We start from the raw sequence: 17,170 nt of genomic DNA on the forward strand, positions 1-17,170 counted from the left end.
AGCTGGTCACCCCGTCGACATCCCCGGACTGTTGACGTCTCTGTCGCGGAGAGAGTAGAACGAAACCGTACGGCTGAGACTCGCTCAGATTCGCTCCACCCAACACGATCCACCCACTCCACCTCGCTTGGCTGTCGATGGCTGGCCGCCGTAGCCACGCGCGGGCAATCCCAAGGGGGAAACAGGCAATGGAAGATCTCAATCCCAACGCATCGGTCCGCGGAAGTGCCGACGCCAAGGTGCAGCCCGATGATTCGACGCACGCGTTCACCGGAATCAGCGGACGCAACCAACTGAATCCCATCTTCGCCAGGGAAGGCGAGGCGACGGACTTCCCGCTCAACCAACTTCCCGACTCCGAATCCCTGCCCGAGACCGCCTACCAGATCGTTCATGACGAGGCGATGCTCGATGGCAACGCGCGCCTCAACCTGGCGACGTTCGTCGGAACCTGGATGGACCCGTACGCCGCGAAGCTCTACGCCGAGTCGGCCGACAAGAACATGATCGACAAGGACGAGTACCCGCAGACTGCGGCCATCGAGACGCGCTGCTGGAAGATGATCGCCAGTCTGTGGAACGCGCCGAGCGCCGACGGGGCCATCGGCACGTCGACCATCGGCTCATCCGAGGCGTGCATGCTCGGAGGTCTCGCTCTGAAGCGCCGCTGGCAGGTCGCGCGACGTGCGGCGGGCAAGTCGACGGAGAAGCCCAACCTCATCCTCTCGAGCGCGGTGCAGGTCTGCTGGGAGAAGTTCTGCAACTACTGGGACGTCGAGGCACGCTACGTGCCCATCAGCGACGAGCACAAGGTGCTCGACGGCCACGACCTCGACAAGTACGTCGACGAGAACACGATCGGCGTCGTCGCCATCATGGGCGTCACCTACACGGGCATGTACGAGCCGGTGAAGCAGATCGCCGAGGCGCTCGACAAGATCCAGGCCGACACAGGGCTCGACGTGAAGATCCACGTCGACGGAGCATCCGGCGGCATGATCGCGCCCTTCCTGCAGCCCGACCTCGAATGGGACTTCAGGGTCGACCGCGTCGTGTCCATCAGCACCTCGGCCCACAAGTACGGACTCGTCTACCCCGGTCTCGGCTGGGTCGTGTGGCGCACCATCGACGACCTGCCGAGCGACCTGGTCTTCGACGTCACGTACCTCGGCGGTCACATGCCGACGTTCGCCCTCAACTTCTCCCGCCCGGGCGCACAGGTGCTGCTGCAGTACTACCTGTTCCTCCGGCTCGGATGGGACGGGTACCGAAAGGTGCAGCAGGCGTCGCAGGATGTCGCCGTCTACCTGTCCAGCGAGATCGCGAAGATCGACGCCTTCGAGCTCTGGAACGACGGAACCGACATCCCGGTCTTCGCATGGCAGCTGAAGAAGGGTCACACGGAGAACTGGAACCTCTACCACCTCTCCGAGCGCCTGAGACTGAAGGGCTGGCTCATCCCGGCCTATCCGATGCCGGACGACATCTCGGATCTCGTCGTGCAGCGCATCGTGGTGCGCAACGGGCTGAGCCGCAACCTCGCGGAGTCACTGATGCTCGACATCAGGGAGGCAGTCGACTACCTCGATCGCCTCGAGTCCCCCATGCCGACCGAGGGCCAAGTGTCCTCGTACACCCACTAGGCGGGCATCATGACCACAACACGTCCCGGGGCGGCTGCCACGGGTTCGGAGCTGCCGAAGCGGGCGGACGGAACGGTCGCACCCTCGCCGGAGCACGTGAAGGCGCATCCGTTCGATCAGGTGCCCCACAAGCCGGCGATCGGTGCTCCTGCCGCCAGTTCCCAGAAGTTCATGTCCCTGATGCAGTTGGCGATCCTCACGGTCGTCGCCGTCGCGTCGCTCCGCAGCCTGCCGGCCATGGCCGGATTCGGCCTCGGTTCGATCACCCTGTTCATCATCCCGGCCATCTTCTTCCTCGTCCCGACCGCGCTCGTCGCCGCTGAATTGGCGACGGGGTGGAAGGGCGGCATCTTCACCTGGGTGCGCCAGGCGTTCGGGGAGAAGTGGGGCTTCCAGGCCATCTGGCTGCAGTGGGTGCAGAACGTCGTCTGGTACCCGACGCAGATCGCCTTCATCGCCGCATCGCTCGCGTTCGTCTTCCTCGATCCGAACCTGGCGAACTCCGGCCTCTACACGGCGATCATCATCCTGGTGCTGTACTGGTTCTCGACCTTCATCACCTTGAAAGGCGGCAACCTGTTCGCCAAGGTGGGCTCGTGGAGCGGCCTCGCCGGCACCATCTTCCCGGGCATCCTGCTGATCATCTTCGGAATCTTCTGGGTGGCGAGCGGCAACCCCAGCCAGATCCCGCTGACCGCTTCGTCGATCATCCCGCCGTTCACCGGCATCGCCTCGATCGTGCTGATCGTGTCGAACGTGCTCGCGTACGCGGGTATGGAGGTCAACGCGGTGCACGCGAACGACCTCAAGAACCCGGGCAAGCAGTATCCGAAGACCGTGCTCATCGCGTCGTTCCTCATCCTCGGCATCTTCATCGTGCCGACGATCGCGATCGGCCTCGTGGTGCCGTCGGATCAGCTCGGACTGACGACAGGCATCAATCTGGCGTTCAAGGCGTACTTCGACGCATTCGGAGTCTCGTGGCTCACGCCGGTCCTGTCGCTCCTCATCGCCCTGGGCGCCTTCGCCTCGGTGGTGACCTGGATCGCCGGCCCGTCGCGCGGCCTCCTCGCGGCAGCGCGGAGCGGGTACCTCCCGGTCTTCCTCCAGCGTCGCAACAAGGCGGGCGTGCAGGTCGGCATCCTGAGCGTGCAGGGCATCGTGGTGACGCTGCTCGCCTCGCTGTTCATCTTCGTGCCGAACATCAACACGGCGTTCATCCTGCTCGTCGACATGGCAGCTGCGCTCTACCTCATCATGTACATGATGATGTTCGCCGCGGCCATCCGGCTGCGGTCGAAGCAGCCTCACGTCGTGCGCTCCTATCGCGTGCCGGCGATGACGTTAATCGCGGCCGTCGGCTTCATCGCCTGCCTCGCCGCCTTCTGCCTGGGATTCATCCCGCCGGCCGGCTTCGGCGACGGAGCCCCCGGCTGGGTCTATCCCGTGCTCGTCGGTGCCATCGTGATCGCGCTGGGCGTGCCGCCGTTGATCTTCTACGCCGTGCGCAAACCCACCTGGGACCAGCGCACCGCGGAGGAGAAGGCGACCTTCGACGACGTGCTCGTCAACCCGCCGGCGTCGGCTACCACGGGCACGGCTGGCACGACCGCCACGGACGGTCCATCTGGTGCGGCCGGTTCGACCGGGAAGGCCGCCCTGTGAGCGCGCGTCGCTACACCCCGTTCATCGCTCTCGCCGTCGTGATCGGGTTCGCCGTGAGCGGCTGTGCGAACGGGTCGTCCGGGGGTGACGGGTCGGATCCCGTCGGCATCTGGGCGGAGTCCGACGCAACCGGTGCACCCGAGCTCACGCTCGAGAGCGATGGTGCCGTCGCAGGCACCGACGGTTGCAATCAGCTCAACGGCACGTGGGAGAAGGCGGACGACGGCGTCACGTTCGGCACCTTCTCCTCCACGATGATGGCGTGCGACGACGTCGATGCCTGGCTGGGCACCGCCACGTCGGCCACGATCGACGGGGATTCCATGACCGTCATGGACGAGACGGGCAAGAAGATCGGCACGCTCGAACGGGCGAATGACGAGTGACGCCTGAGTGACGACGGGGCCGGGCGGGCAGCAGCTCGCCCGGCCCCGCTCCGCCGCCCGCTGATCGAGTAGCGCCCGACCTCGCCCCCCTGATTGAGTAGCGCCCGACGAAGTCGGACGCGTACCGAAATCCCGCTCGCCCGCTCCCCACCGCTGTGCGAGCTCGACGGGTCTCGATACGCGTGCTCGCTGCGCTCGCTCGCTACTCGACCAGCGCGGACCGGGGATGGTCAGCGGGCAGACACCGAGCAGTTCGCGCACAGGCCGAAGACGTCGACGACGTGGGCGGCCTCGGTGAAGCCGTGCTCCCCCGCCACCCGTTTCGCCCAGGCCTCGACCTCGTCTGCGCCGATCTCCACCGTGAGTCCGCAGTTGCGGCAGATGAGGTGGTGATGGTGGCCGGTCGTCGAGCAGGCTCGGTACAGGCTCTCGCCGTCGGGCGACTGCAGCGAGTCGGCCTCGCCCTGGTCGGCGAGGTCCGAGAGCGCGCGGTAGACGGTCGCCAGGCCGATCGGCGATCCGCCGGCGTGCAGGGCCGAATGCAGGCCCTGGGCGCTGATGAACCCGCCGGAGGTGTCCAGCGCCTCTCGCACGGCCTCACGTTGCCACGTGTTGCGCTTCATACTGTCTCCACTCCGCTTCTCCAGCCTATCCGCGGCATCCGTCGCACCAGCAGTGCGAGCAGGAAGAAGCCGGCCGCCACGAGCGCGATGGTGGGGCCCGCCGCCACGTCGGCCACCCGCGAGAGCACGACGCCGATGATCCCGGATGCCGCCCCGATCACGGGCGCTATCACGAACATCCAGCGAGGCGACGGTGCGACCACCCGCGCCGCCGCTGCGGGCGCCGCGATGAGGGCGATGGCCAGGATCGCGCCCACGGCGGGCATGGCCGTGACGACGGTGGCGGTGATCAGCACGAGGGCGAGCAGCTCCATCGGCCACTCCCTGTAGCCGGAAGCCGCGTAGCCACGGCGGTCGAAGGTCTGGAACACCAACTCCTTGCCGAAGGCGAGCAGCGCCAGCACCGTGATCAGCAGCACCGTCGATGCCAGCACCACATCGGAGGTGCTCACCGAGAGGATGGACCCGACGAGGAATGACTCGATCTCGATCGGCACCCCGGGATGCAGTGCCTGCAGCACGGCGCCGAGGGCGAAGCCCGCCGTGAGCACGATGCCGGCGGCCACCTGGGTGCCCTGTCGACGCACCCGGCTGATCATGGCCATGATTCCGACGATCACGATGCTCGCGAGGGCGGCGCCGAGCGGGATGCTGATGCCGAGCAGCGCGGCGGCCACGGCGCCGGGGAAGGTGGCGTGCGTGAGCGCCTGGGCGAAGAACACCCGCTTGCGCAGCACGACGATGGTGCCGACCAGGCCGCCGGCCGCCCCGATGACGACAGCGGCGAGCAGTGCGAGTTCGAAGTAGCCCATCAGGCGTTCACCTCGATGGACCCGGGAATGGTGGCGCGGTCGGCGTCGGCGCCCACGGTGGCGTTGCGCGCATCGCGCGCGCCCCGCACCCCTGCCACCCTGTCGACCGCGAGTCTGCCGACGAGCACGATGGCGTAGAGGCACACGAGGGTCACGACGACTGTGGCGCCCGCCGGCAGGCTGATCCCGTCGTCGACCGAGACGCCGAAGCCGATGCCCAGCCCGATCCAGGCGGCGAGCGCCGTCACGAGGGCGCCGAGGGGGAACAGCAGCCAGAGCCGGCGTGTGAGCAGGCGCCCGACGGCTCCGGGAACGACGAGCACTGCGAGCACCAGCAGGTTTCCGACGGCACTCGATGCCGCCACGACGACGAGCGCGATCGAGCAGGTGAGGATCAAGTCGTTCATGAGCGGACGGAATCCCGACGCCTCGCTCCCCCGCGCATCGAAGGCGCGGTACAGCTGGCCGGGCAGCGTGACCAGCACGGCGACGAGGGCGACGGCGCAGAGGGCGACGGTGCGCCAGAGATCGGCATCCGTCACGGTCAGCAGGCGCCCGAACAGCAGGGCGTCGAGCTGGCCGGCGTAGTCGGTCTGGCGCGAGACCACCAGCACGCCGACGGAGAAGAAGCCGGTGAGCACGATGGCGATGGCGGCATCGGAGGCGACCCCGCTGCGCGTGAGCAGGGTGAGGACGACGGCGGCGAGCACCGCAGTGACCACGGCCCCGAGGAAGAGCCCGTCACGGCCGCCCGCGACGAAGCCGATCGCGATGCCGGGGAACACGGCGTGGGTCAGGCCGTCGCTGATGAACTCGAGGCCGCGCAGGTTCACGATCACGCCGACGACGCCAGCCACGACCGCCAGCGCCAGCAGCATGCCGAGGGCGCGCGCCATGAACGGGAGGGAGAACGGCTCCACGAACCAGGAGGAGAGGATGTCGCCCATCAGTGGCCTTCGTGGCCGGGGACGACGAGGGTGTGCTCGTCGACCTCGACGCCCACCTCGCCGAACGCCGCCTGCACGTTGGGCAGGGTGAGCACGTCGGCGGTGCGCCCGCAGGCCACCTGCTCGGCGTTCAGCAGAAGGACGATGTCGCAGACCTCACGGGCGAGTTCGAGGTCGTGGGTGGAGACGATCATGGCGACGCCGCGCGTCTTCAACAGGAGAAGGGTCTCGACGAGCGCATCGCGGTTGGCCTGGTCGAGGCCGTTGAACGGCTCGTCGAGCAGGAGGAGACGGGGTCCGGATGCGAGAGCGCGGGCGAGGAGCCCCCGCTGCTGCTGTCCGCCGGACAACTCTCCGAATCGCGCCTTCGCCCGGTGCGACAACCCCACCGTGGCGAGCGCTTCGGCCACGGCCGCCCGATCGGCGCGGCCGGGCCAGCGGAAGAAGCCGAGAGCGCGGTAGCGGCCCATCATCACGACCTGCTCGAGCGAGATCGGGAACTCGGGGTCGAGCTCGTCGCTCTGCGGAAGATAGCCGATGTCGCGGCGCGAGAGACGGGCAGCGGCATCCGCCTGCCTGCCGGTCAATCCGCTGCGGGCGGCACCGAACGCCTCGAAGCGTCCTGCCGTCACCGGGATCAGCCCGAGCAGTCCTTTGAGCAGCGTGGACTTGCCCGAGCCGTTCGGGCCGATGAGCGCGACGGCCTCCCCCGCGTGCACGTCGACGCTGACGCCGTGGATCGCCGGCGCCCCTCCGTAGGAGAACGCGGCGTCGCGCAACGACAGCACGGGAGCTGACGCATCCGCCACTCCCCCGGCCATCACGGCATCGCTCGTCACATCGGTCATTCTTGCAAGGATGCCGGAAGGGCGGTGGGCGTCACGCCCCACGACTGCAGGAGCATGCGCACGTTGTGCAGCTGCGCGGCGATGTACGTCGCCCCGTCACTGTCGGCCGGGCCGAGCGAGTCGCCGTAGAGGGCGTCGTCACCCGAGTACACCTCGACGCCCGCCTCCTTCGCGATCGTGTTCGCCGTCTTGGGCGAGAGCGACGTCTCGGAGAAGACCGCCTTCGTGCCTGTGGCCTTGATGTCGGCGACGAGCTCGTCGATCTCGGCTGCGCTGGGCTCGGCGCTGTCGTCGAAGCTCGGGATGACGCTTCCCACATAGTCGATGTCGTAGGCATCGACGAAGTAGCTGAAGGCATCGTGGTTGCTCACGAAGAGGCGCCGAGCCTCGGGCACCGTGTCGATGTTGGTGCGCGACCAGTCGTCGAGGGCGGTCAGCTTCGCGATGTAAGCGTCGGCGTTCGTGCGGAAGTCTGCCGCCTTCGCCGGGTACGAGGTGCTGAGGGCTGTCGTGATGGTCTCCACCATCTGCTCGGCGTTCTTCGGGTCGGTCCAGATGTGCGGGTTGCCTGCGGCATGGTCATGCCCGTGGTCGTCGGCCTCGTCGGCGTGCTCGGCCTCGGTTTCGTCGGCGTGGTCGGAGTCGGCATCCGAGTCGGTCTCGTCGAGCTCGATTCCGGTGCTCGCATCGACGGTGACGCCGCTGAAGCCCGACGCCTCGACGGCGTCATCGAGCCATTCCTCGAGACCGGCGCCGTTCTGCACGAGCACGTCTGCCCTCGACAGCGCCATCAGGTCGGCTGCCGACGGGTCGTAGCTGTGCGCGCTCTGGTTGGGCTGGATGAGCTGGGTCACGGATGCCCCATCCCCCGCCACCTCTCGCGTGAAGTCGGCCACCTGGGTGGTCGTTGCCACCACCTTGAGCGTTCCGAGCTGGGCGCCGACACCGCCGACGCCGTTGTCATCGCCGATGCAGCCGGCGAGCAGGAGCGTTGCGCCGATCGCCGTAGCAAGGGCCGCCGTCAGTCTGATGCGTCTCTTCACGTCCTCGACCATAGCTGTTATTGATAATGATTGTCAAAACCAGTAGGCGCCGGTCGTCCCGTGGCAGTCGGATGCCGTCCACACGTCTCCTCACCTCGGCCCGTCCATGCGTACCGGTCATAGGGGCCTGCCAGCCACCTGCCAGCCGCCTCACCGCTGCGCCCGATAGCCTGTCGCTGCTCACGCCCTCTATCGAAAGTGACTCATGCGTCGTCGCACTGCGCCCGTTCTCGCCTCATTCGCCGCCGTGGCGCTCGTCGCCACCCTTGCGGCGTGCTCGAACGATTCGCCGACACCGTCGTCGTCGACAGCCGCTGCTGCCGCCGACGTCGACGTCTGCGCGACTCCGTCCGGGAAGGCATCCGACGCGGTGAAGGTCTCGACCGACCTCGCCGCCGAGCCCACGGCCACCTTCGAGAAGGGGCTCAGCTCCTCCGAGACCGAGCGCTCGGTCGTCGTGAAGGGCAAGGGCGATGAGCTCGCGGCCGGCGGCAGCGCATCCGTCGCCTATGTCGTGTTCAACGGCACCACCGGCGAGCGCATCGACGCAGCCGGATACGGCGGGGGAGAGGTTCCCACGTTCACCGCCAGCGTCGACTCCCTCATGGCCGGCCTCGCCAAGTCCATCGGATGCGTCACCGAGGGCTCGCGCGTCGTGTCCGTGATCCCGCCGGCCGACGCCTTCGGCACCACGGGCAACTCCGACCTGAAGATCGCGGCCGACGACTCGCTCGTCGTCGTGGTCGACGTGAAGGACGTCGTGCCCAGCAAGGCGTGGGGCGCCGACCAGCCCGCTCCCGAGGGACTCCCGACGGTGAAGCTCGCCGACGACGGCACGCCGACCGTGACCCTGCCCGAGGGTGACGCGCCCACCGAGCTGAAGATCGGCGTGCTCAAGAAGGGCGACGGCGAGGTCGTCGCGGATGACGCCACCGTCACCGTGCAGTACCAGGGCACCAAGTGGTCCGACGGCTCGGTCTTCGATCAGAGTTGGGGCCGCGGCGCCAGCTCGTTCGCCCTCTCCGGAGTGGTTCCCGGCTTCGCCCAGGCCATCGCCGGCCAGACCGTCGGCTCGCAGGTCATCGTCGTCATCCCGCCGGCACTCGGCTACGGCGAGAAGAGCGACAGCAATACGGCGGAGCTCGCCGGCGAGACGCTCGTCTTCGTGATCGACATCCTCGCGACGAGCTGATCGACCTCACCGCCACGAGACTCCAGCCCCCGTCGTTCCCCTGAACGGCGGGGGCTGCGTCGTCCCGCCCTCGTCGACCCGCCCTCGTCGACCCGAGCCACGCTGCCGATTCTCGGCCGCGCGCCTCGAATATCGGGCGCGCGCCGGAGTTTCGGTAGCGCAACTCCCCCCTCGCTCGCTGAGGACCGAGCGAAGCGACCGTCCGAAGCGCGCCGGACTGGCGCCTACTCCAGCAGCAGCGCCGGCTCCTCGATGATCGACGCCACGTCGGCGAGGAAGCGACTGGCGACGTCGCCGTCGACGACCCGGTGGTCGAACGACGCACCGATCGTGGTCACCTGGCGCACGCGCACCTCGCCGTCGACGACCCACGGCTTGGGCTTGATGGTGCCGAGGGCCACGATGCCGACCTCGTCGGAGTTGAGGATCGGCGTTCCCGTGTCCATCCCGAAGACGCCGATGTTCGTGATGGTGATGGTGCCGCCGGCCATCTGCGCCGGGCTGGTCTTGCCCTCGCGGGCCGTGATGGTGAGCTGCTCGAGGGCCGAGGCCAGCTGCACCATGCTCATCGCCTGAGCGTCCTTGACGTTCGGAACGATGAGGCCGCGCGGCGTCGCTGCTGCGATGCCGAGGTTCACGTAGTGCTTGACGATGATCTCCTCGTCGGTCCACTGCGCGTTCACCGTCGGGTTGCGACGCACGGCCCAGATGATCGCCTTCGCCATGACGAGCAGGGGGGAGATGCGGATGCCGGCGTAGTCGGTGCCGGCCTTCAGCCGCTTCACGTACTCCATGGTGCGGGTGGCGTCGACGTCGACGAACAAGCTCACGTGAGGTGCACTGTATGCACTCTTGACCATGGTCTGCGCGATCATCTTGCGCACGCCCTTGACCGGGATGCGCTCCTCGCGGGTCTCGGGCCACTCCGGCGTCTGGATGTTGCGGAACACGCTCACCTGGCTGGCCTCGCGGATCACGTCGTCGCGCGTCACATCGCCCACCGGACCCGTGGGCGTGACGATCGAGAGGTCGACGCCGAGGTCCTTCGCGAGTTTGCGGATGGGCGGCTTCGCCAGCACCGGGCCGACGGATGCCGCAGGCAGGGGCCGCTCGAGCGGCGCCGCTGTCGTCTGGTGGACGGGCGCCGGCGCCAGGTGCTCATGGGGCGTCGGGGCCGTACGCGTGCGCCGACGGCGGGTGCCGCCGCCCGCCGAGCTGCCGTGGCCGACGAGCATCGGTTCGGGCTTCTCGGCCTCGGACGCTGCGGCCTCCGAGGGAAGGGTGTAGCCGGTAACCGCCTCGACCGGTGTCGCGGCAGGTGCAGCGGCGGATGCGGCGGGCGCTGTCGCGGCGTCGCCGGCGGCATCCGAGGCCACCGTGATGATGGCGGTGCCGACGTCGACTGTCTGGCCCTCGCCCACGAGCAGCGCTCCGACGACGCCCGCATACGGCGAAGGCAGTTCGACGAGGGACTTGGCGGTCTCGATCTCGACGAGCACGTCGTTCACGGCAACGGTGTCGCCGGGGGAGACGCGCCACTGCACGATCTCGGCCTCGGTCAGTCCTTCACCGACGTCCGGCAGGCGGAAGGTCAGGTCGCTCATCAGATGCAGCCTCTCAGTACGCCAGGGCGCGGTCGACGGCCTCGAGCACCCGGTCGGGGCTCGGCAGGAACTGCGTCTCGACGGCGGCCGGCGGGAACGGGGTGTCGTAGCTGGAGACCCGCAGCACGGGCGCCTGCAGCAGGTAGAAGGCGCGCTCGGCGACCGTGGCGGCGATCTCGGATCCGACGCTCACGAATCCCGACGCCTCCTGAGCCACGATGAGGCGCCCGGTCTTCTCGACCGAGGAGAGGATGGGGCCGTAGTCGAGCGGTGAGATCGAGCGGATGTCGATGACCTCGAGGCTCGTTCCCTCCTCGGCGGCGATGTCGGCCGCCTCGAGGAGCGTCGTGACCATCGCGCCGTGACCGACGACGGTCACGGCCGATCCCTGTCGCACGACACGCGTCGCGTGCAGGGGAGCGGGCTCGCTGTCGAAGTCGACGGGGCCCTTCGGCCAGTAGCGGCTCTTCGGTTCGAAGAACAGCACCGGGTCGTCGCTCCGGATGGCCTGCTGGATCATCCAGTACGCGTCGTTCGGTGTCGACGGGCTCACCACGCGCAGCCCCGGGGTGTGCGCGAAGTACGCCTCCGGACTCTCCTGGTGGTGTTCGATCGAGCCGATGTGTCCGCCGTAGGGCACTCTGATGACGACGGGCATGATCACGCCGCCCTCGTGCCGATTGCGCATGCGCGCGAGCTGGGTGGTGATCTGGTCGAAGGCCGGGAAGATGAATCCGTCGAACTGGATCTCGATGACCGGCCTGTAGCCGCGCATGGCGAGGCCGATGGCGGTGCCGACGATGCCGGACTCCGCGAGGGGGGTGTCGAGCACCCGCTTGTCGCCGAACTCCTGGATCAGGCCCTCGGTCACCCTGAAGACGCCGCCGAGCGGGCCGATGTCCTCGCCCATCATGAGCACCTTGGGGTCGTCGAGCATCGCCTGGCGGAGGCCGGCCGTGATGGCCTTGCCGAGCGGCAGGTTCTCGGTGCCGGAGCGGCGAGCGGCCGACTCAGTTGCGGATGCCGCCGGCCTGGTGTCTGTGTCGGTCATGACTGCGCCTCCTCGAAGGATGCCTCGTACGCTTCGAACCAGGCGCGCTCCTCGACGAGAGAGGCGTTCGCCTCGGCGTAGACGTTGTCGAAGATGACGTCCTGGTCGGGGGCGACCACCTCGAGTGCGCGCTTGCGGGCATCGGAGGCGAAGTCGGCCGCCTCCTGCTCGACGTCGTCGAGGAAGGCCTGGGCGACGCCGCGCTTCTCGAGGTACGCCTTCAGTCGCACGATGGGATCCTTGGCGACCCAGTCGGCGAGGTCGGCGTCGAGCCTGTACTTGGTCGGGTCGTCGGCCGTCGTGTGCGCTCCGACCCTGTAGGTCATCGCCTCGATGAGAGCGGGTCCGTGACCGGCACGAGCGTCGTCGAGGTGCTTGGCCGTGACGGCGTAGCTGGCGAACACGTCGTTGCCGTCGACGCGGTTGGACCGCATCCCGAAGCCGTGGCCGCGGAGAGCGAACGGCGTACGCGACTGCCGACTGGCGGGCACGGAGATGGCCCAGCCGTTGTTCTGCAGGAAGAACACCTGCGGGGTCTGGTAGCTCGCTGCGAAGACGAGGGCCTCGTTGGCGTCGCCCTGCGATGATGCGCCGTCGCCGAAGTAGACGATCACGGCCTCATCGCGCTCGGGATCGCCCGTGGCGGTGGCGCCGTCGAACTGCATCCCCATGGCGTAGCCGGTGGCGTGCAGCGTCTGCGATGCGAGCACGAGGGTATAGAGGTGGAAGTTTCCGTTCTCCTCGGGAACCCAGCCTCCGAGGGTGAGTCCCTTGAGCATCCGCAGCACGTCGACGACGTCGAGACCGCGGATCTTGCCCACGACGTGCTCGCGGTACGACGGGAAGATGTGGTCCTGCGGGCGGGTGGCGAATGCCGACCCCACCTGGGCGGCCTCCTGGCCGTGGCTCGGAACCCAGAGGGCGAGCTGACCCTGGCGCTGCAGGTTCGCCGCCTCGCGGTCGAAGCGGCGGATGACGACCATCTCGCGGTAGAAGCGTTCGTGGTCGGCGTCGGTCAGGCGTTCGAAGTAGGGCACGAACTCCTCGGCCGCCTCGGTGGGGGCGAAGGTTCCATCCGGCGCGAGCAGCTGCACAGTCGGCACGCTGAAGTCGTTCGAGTTGGCTGCCATTTCTCTACGCTATCCGCCGTGCGGAGTGCCCTTCTGGTAGAGAGCGCACAATCTCTTCGGAGATCTGTAGGAGTTTCTCCACCGATTCTTCCTCTCCGATCGACACCCTGATGCCTTCGGGTGCGAACGCCCGCACCACGAGCCCGGCGTCGTAGAGCCGTTCCGCCGCCGCGGCCGTGTGCTCGCCGGTCGGCAACCAGATGAAGTTGCCGGAAGGCTTCGGGGCGTCCCAGCCCTGCTCGCGCAGGCCGTCGTAGACGGCGTCACGTCGGGCGATGATGTGGCGCACCCGCTCCAACAGTTCGTCCTCGGCATCGAGCGACGCGATCGCTGCAGCCGAGGCCTGCCCGGTGACCGACAACGGGATCGCGGTGGCGCGTGCCGCATCGAGCACGGCGACGGGACCGAGCGCGTAGCCCACCCGCAGCCCGGCCAGGCCGTAGGCCTTCGAGAACGTGCGGAGGACCACGAGGTTCTGGTGACGCGCCAAAAGGGGCACGCCGTCCACGGCGCGCGGTTCGGTGACGAACTCGGCATAGGCCTCATCGAGCACGACGAGCACGTCGTCCGGGACGTCGGCCAGGAACGCCGAGAACTCCTCGGCCGAGACGATCGTCCCCGTGGGGTTGTTGGGGGAGCAGACGATCACGAGCCTGGTGGCATCCGTCACGGCTGCGGCCATCGCGACCAGGTCGTGGGAGTGGTCGGCGCGGTTCGGAACCTGAACGCTCGTGGCCCCGGCGACCGTGACGAGACCCGGGTAGGCCTCGAACGACCGCCAGGAGTAGACCACCTCGTCGCCAGAACCCGACGTCGCGAGGATGAGCTGGGAGAGCAGAGCCACCGATCCGGCACCGATGTGCACCTCGTCGGCCGTGCGACCGAAACGCTCGGCGAGCTTCTCGCGCAGGGCGAGAGCACTGGCATCGGGGTAGCGGTTGAAGTCGGAGGCCGCGGCAACCGCCTCGGCGACGCCGGGCAGCGGGTCGTACGGGTTCTCGTTGCTCGACAGCTTGAAGCCGTCGGGTGCAGCGGCTCGGCCCTGCCTGTAGGCGGGTAGTGCGGCGATCTCCGGACGCAGGCGGATGCCGGCGGACGGCGCGGCGTTCGAGGGGGGCGTTGCAGCGGTCACGCAGTCGAGTCTAGACACGGCCGATTCCGCTGGGGGCATGCGATTCCCACGGAATCACTCGTGGGCTGCGGATGCGCGATGCCATAGTTGTGCCATGGCATTCCTCCTTCGACTCATCGTCAACGCTCTGGCCCTCTGGCTGACCACGCTGATCGTCTACGGCGGCGTCCACATGACGCCCTACGAAGACACGCCTGTCGGAACCGTGCTCACCTACCTGATCATCGCGCTGATCTTCGGCCTCGTGAACGGCATCATCGGCACGGCCATCCGCATCGTGGCGTTCCCGCTCTACATCCTCACGCTCGGCCTGATCTCGCTCGTCGTCAACGCCCTGCTCCTGCTGCTCGTCTCCTGGATCAGTGGCCTCATGGGCTTCGGTCTCACTGTCGACAACTTCTGGTGGGCCGTGCTCGGAGCGCTCGTGCTCTCGATCATCGCCAGCATCCTGGGCATCTTCATCCGCCCGCGTCACGCGGACTGAGCTCAGCACACTCCACTCAGGGCCCGCCTCAGCGCCGTTCGCCCCGCCACCAGGTGGCGGTTCCGGATGCCGCAGAGGCGGGCCCTGCGCTCTGCCCGGCAGCACCGGCAGCACCGGCACCACCGGCGATGGCGGCGGTCAGCCGCTCGCGCAGGGCGACGAGACGGGGCTCCTCCGAGGCGTCGACGGCGGTGGCGGTCTCCCGGTAGGAGTCCAGTCCGTGGGCGGGCATGGCGCCGTCGACCGGGTCGAGCCGGTTGGCGAGGTATTCGCGCCGGGCGATCAGGTGCTCGGGCGACGGGTCGGCGTCTCCATAACCGCCGAGAGCCGGCACGATGTCGTCGCTGTGCTCGAGTTGCAGTGTCGGGACGTCTGCCGGAACGGCCAGCTGCGCGATGGGCGCGCCGGCCGTCACCAGTCCGGCGGCCGAGTACCGGGGATCGGAAGCGAGCTGCGCCGCGAGCAACCCTCCCTGGGAGTGCCCGACTGCGACGACACGATCCCCCTCGCGCACGCCGGCCTGATCGAGGGCGTCGAGCACGGCGCGATAGGAGCCTGAATCCGGTCCCGCCACGGCGTGCACGTTTGAGGTGAGGTCCCACGGCTCACTCGACCCGGCCACCTCCCACGACACGGTTCCGCCGATGTACGCCACCCAGTGCGGGGCGTCTTCGGTGCCGTAGCGCTCGACGCGAACCTGGGGCAGGTCGGGCGCTGCCGTCGGAACCCGTGCGAGGAGCTCGCTCACCGTGCTCGGGGCGGCTACGGCGACCCCGGGAGTCGGGCCGATCGCGGCCCCACGACGAGTGCGGGTCGGAAGCCTCGAGCCATCGGCACGCACCTGGTCGATGCGCACATCCGTCTCGCGCACAGCACCGAACAGGCCGCCGAGCACGGTGATGCCGAAGGCGGACGAGCCGACTCCCAGCACGTCGAGGCCGGCATCGCCCAGAGCCCGTGCCAGTGGATACGGCAGCCGGACCACCCCACCGGCAGCGTCGTCGACGGAGGCGACCAGCATGCGCACCAATGCGACGTTCCCGGGCGAGTTGAGCGCTCGCGCGTTGCGTTCCAGCCAGTCCGCCGGATCGTCGACCGGCCGACCCAGCAGGCGGTTGGCCCCCTGGACGAAGAACCAGGCCAGCACCACGTCGACCGCGAGCAACCCGGCGCCCCAGGCCAGAGCGGGGAGCATGCCGACGGCGAGGAAGCCGCCCACCCAGCCGAGCAGTGACCCGACCGCCTGCTGCAGGCCGACCCCGCGGCGTTCCATCTCCCCGTAGCCCTCGGCGGAGCGATCGAGGGCACCGGCGATGTCCTTCGCGTCCGCCGCGACGACTCCGGCGGCCGAGCCCGCCGCAGCGAACGTCCCGGCGAGCATGCCGCGCGGTGCGAGCCAGCCGAGAGTCCCGAGCGCATCGACCCAGTGCTCTGCGGATGCCGCGATCGCGTGCAGCCGCGCAGCCAGGGCGAACAGCTCGTCGGTCGCCACCGCCGTCGACCCGCCACCCGAGATCACCAGTGGCCCGCCCTGCTGTGGCGACACGGCATCCGGGTGCGCCGATACCGTCGCCGCTTCCGCGGCCGCATCCGCACCAGTGTCCGGGTCCATGCCCGTGCCCGTACCCGTGCCCGTGTCACCGGAGCGCCGGGTCATCCGAGTGCTCCGAGCGAGTCGAGCGCTCCGATCCGGGCACGCGCCCCCTCAGCGGCGTCATCGAGCAGGCCCTGCAGGGTTCCGAGCGCAGCTCGCAACTCGTCGACCCTGGCAGCGCAGGCATCTCGGGCGGGGGAACTCCAGACGCCCGGTTCGAGCACAGCGCCACCGATCGCCTCGTCGACCTCGCCCCGGAGCCTGGCCAGCACGACGGCCAGCGTCTCGAGATCCGCCCGCTCCGTCGCCGTCGGTGTCGCCGTCGAAGCGGCATCCGATCCCCATATCGGCATCTTCCCCTCCGGCTTCAGTGCATCGTGCTCGTCCGATCGTGGTCCGCTCGGCGCCGGCACAGGCCCGGATCATCCCGATCGGGGGGCGGTCGACGTCGCCGGAGCCCTGTGCAGGAGTGCCGCGGTCGGCCAGAATGGGGCCATGCCCGCTGGACCCACGGACGACCCGACTCCGTTCCGCATCTCGTTCGTGTGCACCGGCAACATCTGCCGCTCGCCCATGGCCGAGGTCGCCATGCGCGAACAGGTGGCGCGCGCCGGCCTCACCGCCCAGATCCAGGTGTCGTCGGCCGGCACCGGCGACTGGCACGTCGGCGAGCAGGCGGACGAGCGCACCATCGAAGCGCTGAACGAACACGGTCTCGACGGTTCACTCCACCGCGCGCGGCAGTTCGATCCTCTGGCCTTCGACGACTACGACCTGATCGTGGTGTTCGACGGGTCGCAGGAGAGGATCCTCCGCAACTGGGCCCAGAACGACGACCAGCGCGACAAGGTGCGCATGCTGCTGAGCTTCGATCCGGAGCAGGCGGCCCTGCGCGACGTTCCAGACCCCTACTACTCCGACCGCGTCATGTTCGACGCCGTGCTCGTGATGATCGAGCGCGCGACCGCCGCACTGTTCCGGCAATTGGCGCCCGCCCTGCGGCACCGCGGCTGAGC

17 protein-coding genes are annotated in these 17,170 nt (G+C 68.7%); 6 read left to right on the forward strand and 11 right to left on the reverse strand.

Going from position 1 to position 17,170, the window contains the following annotated elements; all coding sequences use genetic code 11:
• Positions 1-188 precede the first annotated feature (188 nt).
• From ASC59_RS12850 to ASC59_RS12860, 3 genes are read left to right on the forward strand one after another with little or no spacing between them, the layout of a single operon-like run.
• Positions 189-1,643 carry a glutamate decarboxylase gene (locus tag ASC59_RS12850; RefSeq protein ID WP_082513669.1) on the forward strand — a complete coding sequence of 485 codons (1,455 nt, stop codon included), beginning with the start codon at positions 189-191 and terminating at the stop codon, positions 1,641-1,643.
• A 9-nt stretch (positions 1,644-1,652) separates the two neighbouring features.
• Complete coding sequence (locus ASC59_RS12855) at positions 1,653-3,308, forward strand: amino acid permease (RefSeq protein WP_082513670.1); 1,656 nt, start codon at positions 1,653-1,655, stop codon at positions 3,306-3,308.
• A complete protein-coding gene (locus tag ASC59_RS12860; protein ID WP_055823803.1) occupies positions 3,305-3,694 on the forward strand; it encodes an META domain-containing protein in 390 nt (129 codons plus the stop codon). The genes ASC59_RS12855 and ASC59_RS12860 overlap by 4 nt, the downstream gene beginning before the upstream one ends.
• A 230-nt stretch (positions 3,695-3,924) precedes the next feature.
• Here the strand turns inward: ASC59_RS12860 and ASC59_RS12865 are convergent, their stop codons facing one another.
• The 5 genes from ASC59_RS12865 to ASC59_RS12885 are packed head-to-tail and all read right to left on the reverse strand — an operon-like array spanning position 3,925 to position 7,967.
• The gene (locus tag ASC59_RS12865; protein ID WP_055823806.1) at positions 3,925-4,317 is read right to left on the reverse strand and encodes a Fur family transcriptional regulator; all 393 of its coding nucleotides are present in this window, start codon (positions 4,315-4,317) and stop codon (positions 3,925-3,927) included.
• Entirely contained in the window at positions 4,314-5,129 is an 816-nt protein-coding gene (locus tag ASC59_RS12870) for a metal ABC transporter permease (protein ID WP_055823809.1), read from the reverse strand. Before ASC59_RS12870 ends, ASC59_RS12865 begins: the two co-directional genes overlap by 4 nt.
• Positions 5,129-6,076: a metal ABC transporter permease gene (locus ASC59_RS12875; protein ID WP_055823811.1), complete on the reverse strand. Its 948-nt coding sequence runs from the start codon at positions 6,074-6,076 to the stop codon at positions 5,129-5,131. Before ASC59_RS12875 ends, ASC59_RS12870 begins: the two co-directional genes overlap by 1 nt.
• A complete protein-coding gene (locus tag ASC59_RS12880) occupies positions 6,076-6,924 on the reverse strand; it encodes a metal ABC transporter ATP-binding protein (RefSeq protein WP_235492725.1) in 849 nt (282 codons plus the stop codon). Before ASC59_RS12880 ends, ASC59_RS12875 begins: the two co-directional genes overlap by 1 nt.
• Positions 6,921-7,967 carry a metal ABC transporter substrate-binding protein gene (locus ASC59_RS12885; RefSeq protein ID WP_200942399.1) on the reverse strand — a complete coding sequence of 349 codons (1,047 nt, stop codon included), beginning with the start codon at positions 7,965-7,967 and terminating at the stop codon, positions 6,921-6,923. Before ASC59_RS12885 ends, ASC59_RS12880 begins: the two co-directional genes overlap by 4 nt.
• Before the next feature lie 205 nt (positions 7,968-8,172).
• On the opposite strand from ASC59_RS12885, the gene ASC59_RS12890 reads away from it, so the two are divergent.
• Complete coding sequence (locus ASC59_RS12890; protein WP_055823818.1) at positions 8,173-9,159, forward strand: FKBP-type peptidyl-prolyl cis-trans isomerase; 987 nt, start codon at positions 8,173-8,175, stop codon at positions 9,157-9,159.
• Positions 9,160-9,383: 224 nt separating this feature from the next.
• Here the strand turns inward: ASC59_RS12890 and ASC59_RS12895 are convergent, their stop codons facing one another.
• Genes ASC59_RS12895 through ASC59_RS12910 form a run of 4 tightly spaced genes read right to left on the reverse strand, consistent with a single transcriptional unit; the run spans position 9,384 to position 14,115 of the window.
• Entirely contained in the window at positions 9,384-10,763 is a 1,380-nt protein-coding gene (locus tag ASC59_RS12895; protein WP_055823820.1) for a dihydrolipoamide acetyltransferase family protein, read from the reverse strand.
• Between the two features lie 13 nt (positions 10,764-10,776).
• Positions 10,777-11,814, reverse strand: a complete 1,038-nt coding sequence (locus ASC59_RS12900) for an alpha-ketoacid dehydrogenase subunit beta (protein WP_082513671.1) — start codon at positions 11,812-11,814, stop codon at positions 10,777-10,779.
• Positions 11,811-12,944: a thiamine pyrophosphate-dependent enzyme gene (locus tag ASC59_RS12905; RefSeq protein WP_055823823.1), complete on the reverse strand. Its 1,134-nt coding sequence runs from the start codon at positions 12,942-12,944 to the stop codon at positions 11,811-11,813. Before ASC59_RS12905 ends, ASC59_RS12900 begins: the two co-directional genes overlap by 4 nt.
• Positions 12,945-12,948: 4 nt before the next feature.
• Positions 12,949-14,115 carry a histidinol-phosphate transaminase gene (locus ASC59_RS12910; RefSeq protein ID WP_082513672.1) on the reverse strand — a complete coding sequence of 389 codons (1,167 nt, stop codon included), beginning with the start codon at positions 14,113-14,115 and terminating at the stop codon, positions 12,949-12,951.
• A 55-nt stretch (positions 14,116-14,170) separates the two neighbouring features.
• On the opposite strand from ASC59_RS12910, the gene ASC59_RS12915 reads away from it, so the two are divergent.
• Positions 14,171-14,560, forward strand: coding sequence for a phage holin family protein (locus ASC59_RS12915; RefSeq protein ID WP_055823828.1), 390 nt, complete (start codon positions 14,171-14,173; stop codon positions 14,558-14,560).
• Between the two features lie 28 nt (positions 14,561-14,588).
• Here ASC59_RS12915 and ASC59_RS12920 read toward each other — a convergent pair whose 3' ends face one another.
• Together ASC59_RS12920 and ASC59_RS12925 are read right to left on the reverse strand one after the other, a co-directional pair.
• Positions 14,589-16,217, reverse strand: coding sequence for a hypothetical protein (locus ASC59_RS12920; RefSeq protein WP_157488134.1), 1,629 nt, complete (start codon positions 16,215-16,217; stop codon positions 14,589-14,591).
• Positions 16,214-16,507 carry a hypothetical protein gene (locus ASC59_RS12925; protein ID WP_157488136.1) on the reverse strand — a complete coding sequence of 98 codons (294 nt, stop codon included), beginning with the start codon at positions 16,505-16,507 and terminating at the stop codon, positions 16,214-16,216. Before ASC59_RS12925 ends, ASC59_RS12920 begins: the two co-directional genes overlap by 4 nt.
• A gap of 142 nt (positions 16,508-16,649) precedes the next feature.
• Here ASC59_RS12925 and ASC59_RS12930 point away from each other — a divergent pair, with 142 nt between their 5' ends.
• Entirely contained in the window at positions 16,650-17,168 is a 519-nt protein-coding gene (locus ASC59_RS12930) for a low molecular weight protein-tyrosine-phosphatase (protein WP_055823835.1), read from the forward strand.
• The last annotated feature ends 2 nt before the right edge of the window (positions 17,169-17,170 follow it).

The sequence above is a fragment of the Leifsonia sp. Root1293 genome (assembly GCF_001425325.1).
Lineage (GTDB): Bacteria > Actinomycetota > Actinomycetes > Actinomycetales > Microbacteriaceae > Orlajensenia.